Consider the following 17,190-nt stretch of genomic DNA (forward strand, 5'->3'; position numbering starts at 1 on the left):
ATACATTCCCCTTTACCATTAAGCATAAACTAAAACGAAATTTGTCGAAAGATTTTTTCTGCATAAAAAAGATACTCAGCTCCCGAGTATCTAATAGAATGTTAAATCAATATTAATTCTCAAACCTTACTCTGTCATACAATGTGATCAATTGCTTATACGTATTGTCATCGACATTTTTTGTTCCACATTCTATATCATTGATCTCACTGCTTAGTAATTCGACAGCATATTCCTGATTCAGCAATACGTTTAATAATAGCTTTTTCTCTTCTTCATTAAAACGATTTTCGATGACGCTCATCCAACATCAGGCCCCCTGTTTCATATATGCTTTTATATTGATTAGCAGGCTTTTGAATGTCTGCTTCCTCTCTATACAGCTAGAATAAGGAACTAGAATCGAATCGTCAACCGCACGTTTCGACAAGGTTTGGAGAAAAATGACGGAATTTATTTTGTGTATCGATTGGCATAGCAAAATGCTGCGTATGAGTCGGGTTTTATTTTAGCTTCAATTCCCATAGCTGTGATCATTCCGGTCATTTCCTGGATCAGCTCTTTCGTACTTCCTTTTTTGCCAATATCTAGATGGGCTTCAAAACGGAGGTCTGCCCCTTCCTCAGCAAACGGAAGAAGCAAATCCATCAGTTCTGTTAAAGGTCCCTCAAGGATGTCTGCACATACCTTTTGGCTAAACGCTGTCTCTAATGAAATTTTTTCTCTAAGACTTTGCACAGGCCTGCTGATCACTTGTTGTGTGAGGCAGCCCCAAGCCCCTTTGCCAATCCGGTGGAGATGAATTGCAGTCATAAATCTTGTGACATTTTGATTGACCTGAGAGTCCGTACCAATTGATAACACATAGGCGGATCTAGGGTCTTTTCGAATAAAGTCTTTCATTCTCATGACGACATCAGAAAACGCTAAATAATCTTCAGAAAGATTGTAGTAAAAAGAATCACTCACAGAAAGGAACTCCTTTTTAATGGTCTCTTATCCGAAATATGCGCTGATTGATCATCTTCCATTTGTACACCGCCAATAATGACACATGTATATTGCCGCAAATAAACGAAGGAATCCTTAGAAAAAACATTTCATACGATTCAGCTTAGGATTGTAGAAGCTCAAAAATCTCAATCGAAATCATATCAATGTTGTCAAATGGGAAAGTATTTGGCTTATCCCCTTGTTGAAAAACAGTCAATTCAAACGTTTGATTCTTTTCGAAATACTTAACACTACAGATTTTCTCACCGTTCACTTCGAAATAGCGCTGTGCCGGTTCGTTTGCAGCTTCTGCTGTCTCTTGAAGACTTTGCAGCCTTGTAATGATACCCATTAATTGTGACATTCTAAAAAAAGACTCCTTTCAAAAAAACAACTCAAGATGAACCCGTATTGATTATACACAAGTCCTACAAAGCATCATACCATAAAGTGTTCTCAGATGATATTTTTCCTCTTGAATTCAAAAAAAGAAAAAGAATCTGTTTTTTTAGTTTGAGTCTTTTTTCTGATCTCATGCGCCATGTTTTTTATAAACCCGCAGATCTCATCAGCCGTTTGGCAATTTCGTCAAAATCCTCTTTGGAAATGCCTGGGGCAAACTCTTCCGGTAATTCTCTATAATCTGGCACAGGTGCTCCTTGAGGCGTACCCTCAATCACTGTGAGCGGCTTTCCATCAATCGGATGGTTGCCTTTCCAAATCTTATTAATGTCCTTGTAATCCGTATCACTAAATGTGTACAGCTTTGTATGGACATTTTGGTCTTCAAATTTCCTCGCTGAATCAAAGTATTTGTTGTCGAGGTTTGGGATCGGCAACATCTTTCCTAGATCTACACCCGTGGCTACCTCAAGCGCCTTTGCATATGCCACAACATGCACTCCGCCCCTGACGAGTAAATAACCGATCATCTCTCTTGCTGTAGGATGATCTGTCATTTCATATACGCGCATTTTGTGTGTACGAGCTCCGCATTCAAGGAAGAAGTTATGAAGGAGGTCAAGAATCAGGTTGCCGCTTGAGAACACATTCTCCCCGGTCCAAGGTTTTGCCATGGAATCAAACGGATAGCCTGTTTGAGCCGTTTGAATAAAATGCTGTGTATTTCGTTTATCGACAGCCGCTTTCATCGGTGTCGTATCTGGATCTCCGCCATGGGTGGTCCCTGTAATCATAAGATTCACAGCTGTGGTCACAAGTTCTACATGACCGAATTCTTCAGCCGTAATACTGGATACGAGGTCATAAAACGGTTTGAGTTTTCGTTTTCCTCTAAAGTTAAAGGATTGAAACATGTAATTATTTAATGTGGACATTTCACCGAATTTTCCGCCGAGTAATTCTTGCACAGCAGCAGCACCATTTGCATCTGGGTGATCTGGTCTTGGCAAATCAATCAGCAGCCGCTTGTCGCGTTTGATCATGACGTTCCCTCCTACCGTCTAACTATCATCACTTAAGATGTATGGAGGGATTGGGATGTCCTATGCATGAGGGGAAGATGAAAAGCACAAAAAAAACTTGGCGGGGGTAGCGCCAAGTTTTTTGGATCTTGATCTGATAGAGGGGTTGGGGAACAGAGAGTAGCTTCTCTCTATAACTAAATGATAATGATTATCAGTTTCATTGTCAACCATTTTTTATTTCTTTTTTCTATTTAAAAAAACAGCCTAAACGGCTGCTTTTAAATTAATCCATCTTGCTCATATAAATAGGCATACGGAAGGTCTATAAACAAATACATGTCTCCCTCTAACGGATAAGAAAACGTACGTATCCTCTCACCGGTTTCTAAATCGCTGTAAATATCACTGAAAAATCCTTTCCCGCTCATTCTCATTTGGAGAATATTCGCTAGGAAATAAGGGCGCCAGCTCCAGTTTTTCTCGATATATTCAGGCTGAAACAGCCATTCTTTTTCTTTTTTAAACACATTACCAGTGATTTGAAAGCCTTCTTCATTACACATATAAATCCGAAAGCTGCAATCCGTTAATTCTAATGCCAGCTTTTGTATGAGTTCATCATTTGTGCTGCATGATTTTTTTAATGTCGTGACCGCTTGATGAATTCGCTTATAAAATGTTTCAGAATGTTCGTAGACAGTTTGAAGTTTCTTTTTCTCATGGGCAATAAATTGCTGGAATTCTTCTCTCAGCTGATCTTTTCGTTTATTGCGGTCGATTAATTCCGCCACCGGCTCGTGAAGATAGAACCCTTGAAAGTATCTGCCGCCATTTCTCCAAGCATATTGCAGCTGAAAATTTGCTTCAATGTCTTCATAAATTAAAGCCGCCCCTATTTTTCTCGCAAGCAATGAAATGCTGTACAAGACATATTCATAGGAAGGAGAAGGAGCCGATGCCCTTAATGCGTGTAAATCTATTTTTAATAGATCGGGTGAGAGCAAGGCAATCCGGTCAAGATTGCTGCTTTCTTTTCCAATATTCGAGATGGCGATTTTAATACCATATGTACGAAAATACGTTATCGTATGGTAAAGCTGTTCAATATCGCCGCTAAACGTATGCTCTGTAAATTCGATAACAAACCGATTAAGCTGAATGCCTCTTGCTTCATATTCCTTCAAAAGTTCTAAAAAGCTTTCACCATGATCAAGCATCAGGATATTGGCATCATGATTAATAAAAATGAGCAAATCATCATCTGCTGTTGTGAAAAGATCGAGTGCTTGCGTCAGTACTTTATGATCTACTTCCACTTTATATTCGTCAGGAATAGATGAATCCGTAAAGAAGGAGCCTAGGCTAACTGTTTCAGACTCAAGCTTCATTCTTCCTAAAATCTCATAGCCTATCACTTTTTGCTCTTCCGCACTGAATATGGCTTGATAGTGCGGGAAAACATCTTCAATATTCGTTAAAATATCCAATGGATCGACCATTTTCATCACCTGCTTCTCTCTTTGTGTGATTATAACACATCAAAAGCAGGTCTTACATCGTCATTCAAAATGGGGATTGGTTGAGCCATTGACCCCCATCCATCGTGATACAATCTCCATTTATATATGAGGCTTGCTCAGATAATAAAAAGCTCGCAAGCTCTGCAATTTCCTCTGGTGTGCCCAGTCTGCCAAGAGGAACACTATCTAATGTTCTTTGCGCTGCCTCTTCCGATTCCCACAGTTTATCCGCACCGCCTGTTCTCTCGATTGGTCCTGGTGCGATGGCATTGACGCGAATTCGATATTGCTTTCCCCATTCCACTGCAAGCGTTCGAGTGAGAGATAAAACACCTGCCTTTGCTGCCGCTGAATGCGCCACACCTACACCAGCACCCCATGCATAGGTAGCCACCATATTGATCATACTTCCCCTTTTCTTTTGACGAATCCAGTAATTGCCCACTGCATGACTGCAAAAAAATGTTCCATTTAATACAATATCAATGACAGCCTTCCAGCCGTTAGGAGACAGTTTTTCTGTTGGAACCAAAAAGTTTCCTGCAGCATTGTTAATCAGAGCGTCCACATCACCAAATGTATCTACCGCAAACTTGACCATTTGATCGGCATCCTCTGGATTTCGCACATCCATTTGGAAGTAAGCGATCGAGCCGCCATTCTGCTTTATTTCATTTGCCGCCTTTTCTAACGTTTCTTCCGTTCTTCCAGTAATCACGACATTCCAGCCTCCGTGTGCCAAATGGGCAGCCATCGCCTTCCCCATTCCGCTTGATCCCCCTGTGACAATCACTGTTTGTTTCGTCATTTGTTCTCCCCCTCTGTGGTTTTGAATGACCATTCATTCATTATTTTCTATCATATCATGATTGACCCTAGATGCACCATATGGGAGATTCATCAAATATGATGCTATACTTAATTTTATTTATAAAGGAGTCTTATATGAAGCAACTTTCTCGGAGACAGTTTTTAAAAGGAGCAGCTGGCGCGAGCATTCTCGGTTTTTTAGCTACAACATGTGGATACGGATATGCCAGATACATCGAACCACGCATGATCGATACCGTGTCACTGACCATTCAGGATGCTCAACTTCCAGCTTCATTTGACCAGTTTAAAATCGCTCAATTTAGTGATGTTCATTTAAGTGATACATTTCCTGCGAAAGAATTAGAATCCGTCGTCCAGCAAATCAACGCTGAGTCTCCAGACCTCATTGTGTTCACAGGTGACCTCGTTGATTTTCAAGCATCGATTGAAGAGCATGAAAAAGCGAAAGCATATTTGACCAAGCTCCATGCCCCGTTTGGTAAGCTCGCGATATGCGGAAATCATGACTACGGACCATTTGGCGTTGATCTTTATGAGAAAACGATGAAAGCTTGCGGTTTTACAATATGTAAAAATGATGTGTTTCAATTAGAAAAAGAAGGGGCGCATATTCAGATTGCTACATTGGATGACCTGATGATGAGTGTGCCGGATTATGACCTGATTAAGCGGGAAGTATCCTCTGATTTATTTACGTTACTGCTCGTACATGAGCCTGATGCAGCATTGGAGTTAAATACAACTCCCATTAACTTGCAGCTTTCTGGACATACCCATGGCGGACAGGTGCAGCTTCCTTTCTATGGCCCCATTCTCACAGCACCTTACGGCCATACATATGTGGAAGGTTTATACGGAAGTTATCAGCACCGAATCTATGTCAACCGCGGACTTGGGACAACAAGACTGCCACTTCGATTTTTAGCCAAACCTGAATTAACCTTTTTCACCCTCTCCTCTCGCATTTAGACAGAAGCCAAATCGCTCCTTTTTGCATATGTATAATCAAAGATCTTTCTCATGACAAATGTTAGGAGAAACCTTCCTTCGCCTGATTCCGTCCATATATATATCTAGTGACGGACATCATGGCTTCTTTTATTTGAGTGAAAGGAGTGTCCTTTGGTGCTGCGATATACGGTGAAAAATGGAGAAACCCTTGCTTCTATAGCGCTTGATTTCCGAACAACAACAGATGCTTTAAAGGCTGCAAATCCGTCACTTCAAGGTCAAGAGCCTGTACAAAATGAGGTCATCATCATTCCTGGTCTGCCCGATCCTAGTTCGATCCCTTACCGCATCTCTGTTTCGATTTCAAGGAAACGTCTCGTATTGTTTTCTGGATCACAGCTTATTCGGTCGTATCCGATCGCAACAGGAAGAATTTTAAATATGACACCGACAGGTTCTTATTATATTGTCAACAGACAGCCAAACCCAGGAGGTCCCTTTGGCGCCTATTGGCTGAGCCTATCGAAAATTCATTACGGCATCCACGGTACGAATAACCCGTCTTCAATTGGTAAAGCTGTGTCTAGAGGGTGCATTCGTATGTATAATCAGAATGTCATCGAACTTGCTTCAATCGTTCCAAACGGAACACCTGTGACCATTAGCCAGTAGGAGAAATCAATTGTATGAATGCTTAAAATTTTATATGATATAAAGTGGGATCTTCAGGTTAAGGAGCGTATTTATGGATATTTTTAAAAACAGAAATTTTGTTCGTCTCTTTTTTGCAGCACTTGCTTCGCAAATGGGGACAACAGTAGGCAATATGGCGTTTGCCTTTTATTTGCTCGATCATTTTAGTCATCAGCCCGCCTATGCCACATTAGCAGAGCTCATGTATTCACTTCCAACGATCTTTGTCTTTTTTATGGTTGGTGTAGTAGCAGATCGTTTTGATCGTAAAAAAGTCGCAGAGAATTGCGATTGGATACGAGCTGGGCTGACGATTGTTTTATTCATTGTGATTTATTTCAATTCACTTCCACTTATTTTCTTGATCTTGTTTATACGAAGTGCCATTACGAAGTTCTTCTATCCAGCTGAAGCCTCTCTCGTTCAGGCGATTTTAAATAAAGATCAATATGCCAAAGCCGCTGGCTTAAATCAAATGCTGTTTAGTTTATTCATGGTATTTGGTGTTGGAATCGGTGCTATTATGTATAAGACAATTGGACTTCACGGTGCCATTACCATTGATTTGATCAGTTTTATTGTTTCAGGCATCCTGATTCGTTCATGTAACATTCCAATTGAAGCACGTCAGCCAAATGGACAAGCAGGCTGGAGAGGCATGACCATTAAAACGTCTCTAAAAGATTTTAAAGAAGGCATTCTTTACATTATAAAAAATAAATTATTGGCTTCTTTAATTTTTGGCTTTTTTGTTTTTGGTCTAGTCAATGGCGCATTTGCTGTACTTCCGATGTTTACAATGAAATATGGCCTTTCACCGGACCATTTTGAACTGCATACATCCTTCTTTACAATCGCGATCGGTGCCGGTCTACTTGTTGGCAGCTTAATGGGCTCTGTTCTCGCTAAAAAAGTAAAGATGCAATATCTCATGTCGCTTCCGATTTTGGTTGCAGGCATTCTGATTTTTGTACTTGGTTCCACCCATACACTATGGTTGTTTTATGTCACATCATTTGTCATTGGTACATGTATTGGACCGGTCAACATTGTCATTGGCGGCTGGCTGCCGAGAATCGTCCATCCTCGTCTGATGGGACGTGTGTCAGGATGGGTTGATCCACTTACCATGTTTGCTCAATCCATGACATTAGGTCTGATTGCGGTACTATTTCCAAAACTCATTACAAACGTTTCTTATATTTATTACGGAATGGGCGTTATTATTTTACTCGTTTTCCTTTTTTACTTCATTACACTGCCGAAGTTCAGCAGAGAAGCTGCCGACTTAGACGTGCAGCGAGAACTAAAAGGCCAGGGAGCGCAATAATTGAACAGGAAAAAGGGCTTTCTTTAAAAGGAAGTCCTTTTTTTCATAGCTGAAACGCCCTACGACGTTATTTACTCTGTTGATTGAAGCTATTTGAAGCAACATCAACCAATAGAGGAGTCAACATGCCCTTCAATCGATCCATTCTTCTTTTTTAACTTTTACCTCTTACATCCATTCTATCAATCCCTTTCATTATTTAGCCTTTATTTCTTTTTTTCAAAAAACAGGAACGTGTATAAAATTGCAAAAATTTTTATAAAATTTCTTTACATCTTTGGAAGTTTTATAGTAGGATAGTCAGGTTGGAGGTGAGGGGTATGCTAAAAAGTTATTATTTTATTCATACAAAAGATGATCAAGGACAGTATGTTGTACATACAGAAGATTGTGCATTTTTAGGTGATGCTGCAAGCCGTAAATTGATTGGTCTGCACATGAGTGGCGAGAGCGCCATTGATGAAGCTAAACAAATGACGAATGAAACTGATTTTAATGGTTGTTTCTATTGCGCTTATTCAAGTCATAAGAAATAGACCATGTTGTTAAACCATATGTTCGACATGTTGTCAGGCATATGGTAAAGTTTCAGACGCAATATGTAAAAATGAATCCAAATTGAGAAACTACCCATTTATTTAAATAGGTAGTTATCATGAACTAATAGTTCACTTCATATATATTTCATTCAGTCAATTCTTCTGCCCTTCTTGCAATGAACGTCTCTTCTCCTTTGCCCACCAATGACACCGTCAGCAATGGATTTGCCAACATTATCGAAAAGATGCTACTTCAAGATATCCCTCATGCTGGTCAGCTAAACCGCTCTGAATGATGCAGATCCTTCAATTAAAGAAGTTTATAGAAGTTACCTCCTCATTATGTGAAAGTTCAACAAAGCCTCATCCTGCTTCAAAAAACGGACTTCAATACAGAAATTGCTTACCAAAGCAGCTTCAACTATGCTTAAAAGAATGAATATACAACACCTTTAGCATATAGAAAATGAAATGCGCCGCATTCTTTCCACCTGAAACAGATAGAAGAAAAATCATAGTGAATAGATGCTGTGTCTTTGCTGATCATTCTGCCATTTTTATATTCAACCACGTTTTAGAACCCTCCTGAATGGCTATTGTAGATAAGAGGGCTATGAATCCTATCGCTTTTACAATAACTCTATTTGCAATTTACTAATAAAAACGTATAATTTATACTAAGCACAGGAAGACGAAAGACAAAGGAGAGAAAAAATGGACGATTATGCTCATACTAAAGACATAGAACCTACAGCAGAAAACATCGCAAAAGCCATTTATACCGTTAACCGCCATGCTAAAACCGCACCAAATCCCAAGTTTCTTTATCTTTTGAAAAAACGTGCGCTGCAAAAACTATTGCAAGAAGGTAAAGGAAGAAAAGTGGGCCTACATTTCTCTAACAATCCCAAATATAGTCAACAACAGTCCGACGTGCTGATTGAAATTGGAGATTATTATTTTCACCTGCCACCAACCAAAGAAGACTTCGAATTTTTGCCACACTTAGGAAATTTAAATCAATCATATCGCAATCCGAAAGCGAATATGTCATTAAACCGAGCAAAGCAACTACTTCAAACGTATGTCGGTTTAAAAGAAAAACCTACCGCCACAAAACAAAAATCACATTACACAAAGCCCGTCTTCAAACGACTCGGGGAAAGTTATTTTTAAACAAAAAAACCACTCATGCCGAGTGGTTTTTTGTTTAGATAATAAAGTGATCGACTTTTTCAATCAGCTGATGAATTTCTGGTTTACTAATTTGATCATCTGCACCGATTGTTTCCCCTTTATGGCGCAAATCTTCAGTGATTAACGAAGAGAAGATGAGAATCGGTATGGAACTCGTTAAAGGATTTTCCTTCAACAGTTTCGTTAATCGGTGACCATCCATTTTTGGCATTTCAATATCCGTAATAATCATATCAATTTCTTCTGTCACACTGATTCCTTTACTGACAAGGTCCATGACGTGGTCATATGCCTGTTTGCCATCTTCAAAGGTCACAATGTTTTTATAGCCTGCTTCGGTTAATTCATTTGTTAATAAACGCATGAGAAGCGGAGAGTCTTCAACGACATAAAGCTTCTTCCCTGTTCTTCTCTCGTCTTTCTCACCGTCAAACATATGATACGTTTCTACTCCAGAAGCGGATTCAATATCATAAATGATTTTCTCGTAATCTGGAAGGAAAATCATTTTTTCATCAAGCTTAATGATGCCCGTTAAATGACGGTCCATCCCTTGATTGAGTGCAGTTGGCTTTTCAATTTCTTCCCAGCTGACGCGGTGAATTTGTGATACCGTTCCTGTATGGAACACAAATTTCCGTTGGTTGAATTCAGTCACAATATATTTCTCTTGTTCTGACTGATCTGACTCGACATTAAAAAAGGAAAATAGATTGATGACTGGTAAAATCTCGCCTCGTAAACTAATCATCCCTTCTACATCTTGATGAGAGTGCGGTACAACCGTCACCTCAACCGGCTGAATGATTTCTCTTACTTTCATGACGTTAATGCCGAATTGATTTGAACCAATTTCAAACTTCACAATTTCCAATTCATTGGTACCAGAGTCAAGTAAAATTTCTTGTTTGTTTAAAGCCACGGAAATCCCTCTATTCTTCAATATAAGATTGTACTTTTTATATCGGCAGCATAGGTAAAAAGTTGACGTTTCTTTACGCTTTCTCTCGTACGAATTGATGAATCACAAGTCCTATCGCTGCAAGAATGAGTAAAGACCCTAGTGCAAGGCGGCTTGCGAGATTTCCGTGCTCTGCAAACAGCAGAGTGACTGAGCCATAAATGATGGGTCCAATAATTGAAGACACCTTCCCTGAGAATGCAAAGAGACCAAAGAACTGTCCTCTCTTTTCCTTAGGTGTCAGCTCAATTATCAATATTCGTGATGCCCCCCAGCTTGCGCCGAGTGAAATTCCGAATAAACTGCCGGCCACCCAGAAAACCCATTCCGTTGTGGCTGTCACAGCCAAAATCAGGGCCACGATCAAAATCACATACACGACTGTAATCGAGCGCTTTGCCCCAATCGCCTTTGTGATATATCCAAATAGAAAGGAGCCAATGATACTTGAAATGGTCGACACCAGATAAAGCAGAATAAATTGCCCAGCGGTAAAGCCAATGATGATTTTGGCATAAACAGCCATCATCGCAATCGCTGTCTGTAAGGCATCATTCATAAAAAAGAAAGCAATCATAAAGATAAAAGCCGGTTTGAATTGCTTCATCTCTTTAAACGTGCGAATAATTTCTTTATACCCGCTGAAAAATGACGCCTTTTTCTCTTGCTGCGGCAGCGGATGAGGGTCTTTTACAAAAAAGAGAAAGGGCAGGAAAAAGAGAAAGAATAAAAGCGCTGTCGGAATAAATGCTTCATGAAATTGGTCATTGCCGACAAGTAAATAAACTGAGAGACCGACAAGCGTCCCTAAATAACCAACGGCAATGCCAAACCCAGAAATAAGCGGTATTTCATCCTTTGTCCCAAGATCGGGCAGAATGGTGTCATAAAACACTAGGCTCGAGTGATAGAAAAATTTTGCGATCACAAACAAGGTGACCACTACTAATAAGGAGACAGGCAGCCCAAACCATTCGCTTGAGAAATCAATTCCAGCAAAGATCCCCATCAAAAACGTACAAGTTATACATATTAAAGTAAACACTGTGATGTAGCGCTTCTTTTTTCCTGTACGATCGATCAGAACCCCGTATAATGGTGTAAAAATGACGAGAAAAATGCTGGCTAGTGCGTTTGCATAAGAAATAAACGTACTGGCGATCTGATCCATTCTCGCACTTTCTCCAATCGTTTCCTGCAAGTAGAACGGGAAGAAAATGGTGATCATATTGGATGAAAATATCGTATTTGCAAAGTCATACAATGCCCAGGCCAAAACGGGTGCTGTCAAAAACAACCCGAAGCCTGCCCCTTTTTTCTGCATGGTCTTTTTTCCTGTTCTCAATCGTTTGTCTCCCTTCCCTGCCTGATTTTTCACTATCATTCTATTTTATGTCATGCTTCACTCTTCCATACAAGCAATCTATACAAAAAGCACCCCTTACTATTGAGCAGAGGTGCTTTTTTTCTTTATTTCTTCACAACAATCGTACTTGCAATTAAATCGTGAAGCGCTTGTTTTTTCTCTGTGAAAAAGGCAATGATGTACCCAATACATAAGATTGGAGACAAAAAGACTTTTGCAAAAAAGCGGCCAGTTGCTCGTCCGAATGTTACTTTTTCGCCTGTTACTTTTGTCACTTTGATCCCAAGAGCCATCTTACCAAGAGTTCCTTGCAGTTTTGATGCTTCCATAATAGCGTAATAAAGCCATGTCAACACGATACCGATTAAGATCGATGCTACGTAGAAAAAGATAAGTCCCATAATGACAGCCCATTCTTCATCCGTCATGACGGTTGTGGAATAGTAATAGCTGTCATCCTCTAGCATAAATGCTGCCTCTGGGCTTGAGACAAAAAAGAGTGTGAACAAAATAAACATGATGAAGGCATAAGGAACACTGATAATGACGCCGTCCAAAAGGTGGGCAAGAAAGCGGTAGCCCACGCCTGCTAGCTCAGGATGCTTCTTTTCTTGAATGTGTGGTTCTGTTATGTTTGTTTCCATCCTATTTCTCCTTTATTATGTATGTTTTCTATAAATTTCTTATAATCATTCGTTATTATATCTTATGAATATAGTAAGATCAATGGAGCTGTATACTTTTACATATATTTTAGATCAGTTTGTTCTTAATGTTTTATGTGAATAAATACTGAAAATTTGTGAAAATCATGGCACTTCTAGTTCTTTTACCTCCTGATTTTTTAACATTTTGTGATATTTTCGTCTTGTTTCCATTCTGCTGTTGACAACCGCTCTTCACATGGTACAATAGTCAAGGATTTTTTAAAGAAAGGTGTTCATGATGGGAACTGTCGTACTATTAAAGAACAACGAAATGACTGTGATTGAAGATATTTGCGAAGCTGATTTTTTGGACATGAAGCATGATTTGTCAAATGATGACGCAGCTTATATCTCTTGGTATGAAGATTACGATACTGCTTATGGATATTGATTTCATTTCATAGATGAAGCGTAAAAAAAGGCGATACAACCTAAGTTGGTTGATCGCCTTTTTTACGTTTGTGAAGTTCTTTCACTTTCAGGTTCTACATGAATAAAGATTTGTGCATGCGGAAATTCTTGCTGAATCTTCTCTTCAATTCGATCACATAATTGGTGAACATCTTCAATCGTTGTCTTACCATCTACAATTAAATGGAAATCAATATATTCCTCTGCACCGGATCGTCTTGTTCGAAAGTCATGATATTCGATGAACTCTTGACTGAATCCTTGAATGATTGCTTCTATCGATTTTTCTTCCTCGGGTGTTAGCCGGGCGTCTACAAGCGGCGGGAAGGCTTCTTTCATGAGTTTAAATGCTTCACGCATAATAAAGAGAGCGAGTATCATTCCAATGATCGGATCTAAGAAATACCAATCGGTTAATGCTACAAGCAATAAACTGAATGCGACCCCTAGTGACGTATACACATCTGTTAACAGGTGCAATGCATTCGATTTCATGGCAACAGAATGCACTCGCTCCGCCTCTTTGTTCACAACCTTCGATACGATAAAATTGATGAGCGCGCCTATCAGCATCACCACAATGCCAAGCACAGGCAGCTTGACTGGCTCTGGGTGCATTAATTTGTGAACACATTCGTATATGATCCAAATGCCAGCAACGAAAATCAGCAAGGTCTCAATCGTTCCAGAAATATTTTCGACTTTTCCATGTCCATAAGGATGTTTAGAATCTGCTGGCTTTCTTGAAATACGAACAGAGATAAATGCAATAAAAGATGCCATTAAATCGAGAAAAGAATGAATGGCTTCTGATAAAACCGCAACAGATCCAGTGAGCAGACCCACAATGATTTTTAAGATGACAACAAATGTGTTACTCATCACGGATAGAAACGCGATTTTCGATGTCTTCGCTGATTGTTCCATCTATCGTCCTCCTTTAGGAGATCGTATGTCTATGAAAGCAATTCCCATGACCTGATTCTCACGTTCTTTCAGTTTACACAGTTGTGACGTTTTCTAATCCTGTTCACCGCAGCCTGTATTTTCTCGTGAGGTTACGCTATAATAAATGTTGCTCTTTCTTCAATATATCACTCATGCTGTGATGAATAGGAGAATAGACTACAGATAATGATATCCAGTGCCTTTCGCGGGTGACATTTATGCAGTGAATGGTAAAATAGGATAAAAACATAAATTTTTAAGGTGATGAGAAATGGAGCATTTGCTGAATCCAAGAGTAAAGGATATTGAAATTTCAGGCATTCGAACATTTTCAAATCTCGTATCGTCATATGAGGATGTCGTTTCTTTGACGATAGGCCAGCCCGATTTTTATACGCCGCATCATGTCAAAACAGCTGCCAAAGCAGCCATTGACGAGAATTTCACCTCGTACACTCATAATGCTGGTTTCCTAGAGCTAAGACAAGCGATCCAGCACTACATCAAGAAGAAAGTCAATCTTGATTATGATGCAGAGTCAGAAATCATTGTGACGACAGGTGCAAGTCAAGCGATTGATGCTGCGTTTCGAACCATTTTGTCAGAGGGTGACGAGGTCATTTTACCTGGACCTGTCTACCCTGGCTATGAACCGATCATTCGAATGTGTGGCGGGAAGCCTGTACATATCGACACAACGAATGCTGGCTTTAAATTAAATGCCAAGCTGATTGAGGATGCATTAACGGAAAAGACAAAGTGTGTTGTGCTTCCTTATCCTTCGAACCCAACTGGTGTCACGCTTTCGGAAGAAGAATTGAAAGAGATTGCCCAGCTCCTTGAAGGAAAAGACATCTTTATTTTATCCGATGAAATCTATAGCGAGCTGACATTTGACCGGCCGCATCATTCAATTGCCTCTTTCTTAAAGGAACAGACCATTGTGATTAACGGACTGTCTAAATCTCATAGCATGACCGGTTGGAGAATTGGCTTTTTATTTGCTTCAGCTCCAATTGCTAAACATGTATTAAAAGTACATCAATATAACGTGTCTTGTGCCTCGGCTGTCTCACAAAAGGCGGCACTTGAAGCTGTGACAAATGGTGTGGATGATGCACTCATCATGAGAGAGCAATATAAGAAAAGACTCGATTATGTATATGATCGGCTCATTTCTATGGGGCTTCCGGTCATTAAGCCTTCTGGCGCTTTTTATATTTTTCCATCCATTGAATCGTTTGGGATGAGTTCCTTTGATTTTTGTATGGAGCTGTTAGAAAGTACAAGACTTGCTGTTGTACCAGGGTCTGCTTTCTCTCCACTCGGCGAAGGGTATGTGCGTCTGTCCTATGCTTATTCACTTGAAACACTGAAAGAAGGACTTGACCGCCTAGAACAATTCGTCCTTGAAAAACGTTCAATTCATTTAACAGACTGAAACAACGGCTCTCTTGCCGTTGTTTTTATTTTGCAGGAAACATGATGTGAAATACGGTGCCCTTTTCGGGATGACTATCCACACGGATCGTCCCGTTGTGATTTTCTAAAATATTAAATGTCACCATGAGGCCAAGTCCAGTGCCTTTTTCCTTTGTCGTTAAAAAGGGCTCTCCTATTCGCTTCATGACCGATTCAGGAATGCCGACCCCTTCATCACGAATGGTAACGAGAATCCCATCTCTTTCTGCTTTGGCCGTAATGTCAACCTTACCTCCGTCCGGCATGGATTCGACGGCATTTTTGATTAAATTGATAAACACCTGCTTGAGCTGATTTTGATCCCCGTTCATCAGGAGATCCTCTTCTATCTCACTTGTGTTCATTAAAATACCATTTAAGTTCGCTTGTGTTTCTAATAGAGCCGTGACTTCGCTGATGATTTTTTTCAAATCAAGTGTCTGCATCGATGCCGTTTGCTGCGGTTTTGCCAGCATGAGCAACTCGCTTAATATAATCTCTATCCGGCTCAGCTCAGAGAAAACAATCTCGAAATATTGATCGCGATCTTTTGTTTTCGGTTTAATGAGCTGTAAAAAGCCTTTGATAGCGGTCAATGGGTTCCTGATTTCATGTGCAATGCCAGCAGCCAATTGACCTGCGATCGATAATTTTTCAGACCGGAGCATGAGCTCTTCTGTCTGCTTACGTTCCGATATATCTCTTAAAATAATTTGAACGGCTGTTTCTCCAAAAAACGTAGTTGGGATACACACCATTTCTGTATAAATCAGCTTGTGTTTAAACGTATGACAGCTCATCGTGACAATCTCGGAATCTGATGCTCTTTCAATAATACGCGACAAGCTCTTTTTCACTTTTTGTTGGTCACAGGAATGGATCTGGTGGAAAATATCCTTTCCTATTAATTTATCGTAATGCTCGGCTTCAAATAATTTAATGCCTGATTCATTCATAAACACCCATTTATGATCATGAATGACCGCAATCGTATCAATGGAGTTTTGGATGAGCAGCTGATACCGCTCCCGGCTTTTTTGAAGAACGGTTTGGAATTTCTTACGGGATGAAATGTCCACTAACAGCAAAAGCTCTGCCCGCTGATTTTGATAGATCGTTGGTGATGACTTCACTTCGATATGAATGCTGCTCCCATCTTTCCGTTTCCAAATCTGTTCAATCATTCCGACTGGAAGACCTTGCTGCAGCCTTGTAATTCGGCTTCTCACAATGTCATGGTACTCCTCAGCAATAAAGTCAAATGCAGTTTTGCCGATCATGTCATCTCTTGTACATACCCCCATTAATTGAAGCATCGCATCATTCGCATAAACAATTTCCCCTAAAATCGTAATACATAACGGATTTGGCAGCATGGCAATCAATTGTTCAGCTTCACTGACATGTTGGAAAGCCGGCAGACTGCCTAACGACTGTTCTGACACTTCTGATGTTGTTTGAAATGCTGCTTTTTGCGGTTCAGCGTCCAGCACCCTCATTTTTAGGATCATTTCTCTACTTAATTCACTGTCTAACTCATCACAAGCGACAAAATCAATACTAGCTTCAATCCATACAGCTGTTAGGTCACTTCTAAGCAGCCTAAAGTGGCAAATCTCCAGCATGTGCTGATTGTAGAAATAACTCTCGACGAGAAATTGATCTTCGGTATGAACATAGTCTTTCAAAAAACACCCTAGTAAATCCTTTTGTTCATAGAGCAAAAGCTGCTTACAGTTAGAAGAAATGTAGAGAAAGCGGCCATTAGAAGAAAGAACGGCATGTAAATCGATATTCGAATAAAGCTGATTCGAATCTTTCATTTTTTGTTCCATCGTCGTCCGACCCTCCT

General features: G+C 39.9%; 18 protein-coding genes. 7 read left to right on the plus strand and 11 right to left on the minus strand.

What is annotated here, in order from left to right; all coding sequences use genetic code 11:
- Positions 1 to 112 precede the first annotated feature (112 nt).
- From abbA to fadH, 6 genes are all read right to left on the minus strand, one after another.
- Positions 113 to 304: an antirepressor AbbA gene (gene abbA, locus C6Y03_RS02830; RefSeq protein ID WP_003210802.1), complete on the minus strand. Its 192-nt coding sequence runs from the start codon at positions 302 to 304 to the stop codon at positions 113 to 115.
- A 149-nt stretch (positions 305 to 453) separates the two neighbouring features.
- Positions 454 to 969 (minus strand): ribonuclease H-like YkuK family protein, encoded by a 516-nt coding sequence (locus tag C6Y03_RS02835; RefSeq protein ID WP_034662766.1) that lies wholly within the window; start codon positions 967 to 969, stop codon positions 454 to 456.
- A gap of 145 nt (positions 970 to 1,114) precedes the next feature.
- On the minus strand, positions 1,115 to 1,357 hold the full coding sequence (locus tag C6Y03_RS02840) for a YkuJ family protein (protein WP_003212254.1): 243 nt from the start codon (positions 1,355 to 1,357) through the stop codon (positions 1,115 to 1,117).
- 184 nt (positions 1,358 to 1,541) lie between these two features.
- Complete coding sequence (locus C6Y03_RS02845; protein ID WP_060596142.1) at positions 1,542 to 2,438, minus strand: manganese catalase family protein; 897 nt, start codon at positions 2,436 to 2,438, stop codon at positions 1,542 to 1,544.
- Positions 2,439 to 2,698: 260 nt separating this feature from the next.
- The gene (locus C6Y03_RS02850; protein ID WP_060596391.1) at positions 2,699 to 3,919 is read right to left on the minus strand and encodes an EAL domain-containing protein; all 1,221 of its coding nucleotides are present in this window, start codon (positions 3,917 to 3,919) and stop codon (positions 2,699 to 2,701) included.
- A 64-nt stretch (positions 3,920 to 3,983) separates the two neighbouring features.
- Positions 3,984 to 4,748 (minus strand): 2,4-dienoyl-CoA reductase, encoded by a 765-nt coding sequence (fadH, locus tag C6Y03_RS02855; RefSeq protein ID WP_106038791.1) that lies wholly within the window; start codon positions 4,746 to 4,748, stop codon positions 3,984 to 3,986.
- A 137-nt stretch (positions 4,749 to 4,885) separates the two neighbouring features.
- Between fadH and C6Y03_RS02860 the strand changes: the two genes are divergently transcribed.
- From C6Y03_RS02860 to C6Y03_RS02885, 5 genes are all read left to right on the plus strand, one after another.
- Entirely contained in the window at positions 4,886 to 5,743 is an 858-nt protein-coding gene (locus C6Y03_RS02860) for a metallophosphoesterase (protein ID WP_060596141.1), read from the plus strand.
- Positions 5,744 to 5,899: 156 nt separating this feature from the next.
- The gene (locus tag C6Y03_RS02865; protein ID WP_060596140.1) at positions 5,900 to 6,397 is read left to right on the plus strand and encodes a L,D-transpeptidase family protein; all 498 of its coding nucleotides are present in this window, start codon (positions 5,900 to 5,902) and stop codon (positions 6,395 to 6,397) included.
- A gap of 73 nt (positions 6,398 to 6,470) precedes the next feature.
- Positions 6,471 to 7,748, plus strand: a complete 1,278-nt coding sequence (locus tag C6Y03_RS02870) for an MFS transporter (protein ID WP_034662784.1) — start codon at positions 6,471 to 6,473, stop codon at positions 7,746 to 7,748.
- 320 nt (positions 7,749 to 8,068) lie between these two features.
- Positions 8,069 to 8,284: a hypothetical protein gene (locus C6Y03_RS02875; RefSeq protein WP_003211341.1), complete on the plus strand. Its 216-nt coding sequence runs from the start codon at positions 8,069 to 8,071 to the stop codon at positions 8,282 to 8,284.
- A gap of 717 nt (positions 8,285 to 9,001) precedes the next feature.
- The gene (locus C6Y03_RS02885; protein ID WP_012009774.1) at positions 9,002 to 9,463 is read left to right on the plus strand and encodes a YkyB family protein; all 462 of its coding nucleotides are present in this window, start codon (positions 9,002 to 9,004) and stop codon (positions 9,461 to 9,463) included.
- 34 nt (positions 9,464 to 9,497) lie between these two features.
- Here C6Y03_RS02885 and C6Y03_RS02890 read toward each other — a convergent pair whose 3' ends face one another.
- The 3 genes from C6Y03_RS02890 to C6Y03_RS02900 all read right to left on the minus strand — a co-directional run bounded on the left by C6Y03_RS02890 (position 9,498) and on the right by C6Y03_RS02900 (position 12,455).
- Entirely contained in the window at positions 9,498 to 10,406 is a 909-nt protein-coding gene (locus tag C6Y03_RS02890; protein WP_034662787.1) for a chemotaxis protein, read from the minus strand.
- A 73-nt stretch (positions 10,407 to 10,479) separates the two neighbouring features.
- Positions 10,480 to 11,790, minus strand: coding sequence for an MFS transporter (locus tag C6Y03_RS02895; protein ID WP_181185446.1), 1,311 nt, complete (start codon positions 11,788 to 11,790; stop codon positions 10,480 to 10,482).
- 125 nt (positions 11,791 to 11,915) lie between these two features.
- Positions 11,916 to 12,455, minus strand: coding sequence for an RDD family protein (locus C6Y03_RS02900; RefSeq protein ID WP_060596139.1), 540 nt, complete (start codon positions 12,453 to 12,455; stop codon positions 11,916 to 11,918).
- Between the two features lie 301 nt (positions 12,456 to 12,756).
- On the opposite strand from C6Y03_RS02900, the gene C6Y03_RS19085 reads away from it, so the two are divergent.
- Positions 12,757 to 12,909, plus strand: a complete 153-nt coding sequence (locus tag C6Y03_RS19085; RefSeq protein WP_162839369.1) for a hypothetical protein — start codon at positions 12,757 to 12,759, stop codon at positions 12,907 to 12,909.
- A gap of 62 nt (positions 12,910 to 12,971) precedes the next feature.
- Here the strand turns inward: C6Y03_RS19085 and C6Y03_RS02905 are convergent, their stop codons facing one another.
- Entirely contained in the window at positions 12,972 to 13,856 is an 885-nt protein-coding gene (locus C6Y03_RS02905; protein WP_060596138.1) for a cation diffusion facilitator family transporter, read from the minus strand.
- A gap of 292 nt (positions 13,857 to 14,148) precedes the next feature.
- On the opposite strand from C6Y03_RS02905, the gene C6Y03_RS02910 reads away from it, so the two are divergent.
- Positions 14,149 to 15,318, plus strand: a complete 1,170-nt coding sequence (locus C6Y03_RS02910) for an aminotransferase A (protein ID WP_003210942.1) — start codon at positions 14,149 to 14,151, stop codon at positions 15,316 to 15,318.
- 25 nt (positions 15,319 to 15,343) lie between these two features.
- Here C6Y03_RS02910 and C6Y03_RS02915 read toward each other — a convergent pair whose 3' ends face one another.
- A complete protein-coding gene (locus tag C6Y03_RS02915) occupies positions 15,344 to 17,173 on the minus strand; it encodes a PAS domain-containing sensor histidine kinase (protein ID WP_106038792.1) in 1,830 nt (609 codons plus the stop codon).
- Between the last annotated feature and the right edge of the window lie 17 nt (positions 17,174 to 17,190).

The sequence above is a fragment of the Bacillus sp. LNXM65 genome (assembly GCF_002998575.1).
In the GTDB taxonomy this organism is placed as follows: Bacteria; Bacillota; Bacilli; order Bacillales; family Bacillaceae; genus Bacillus.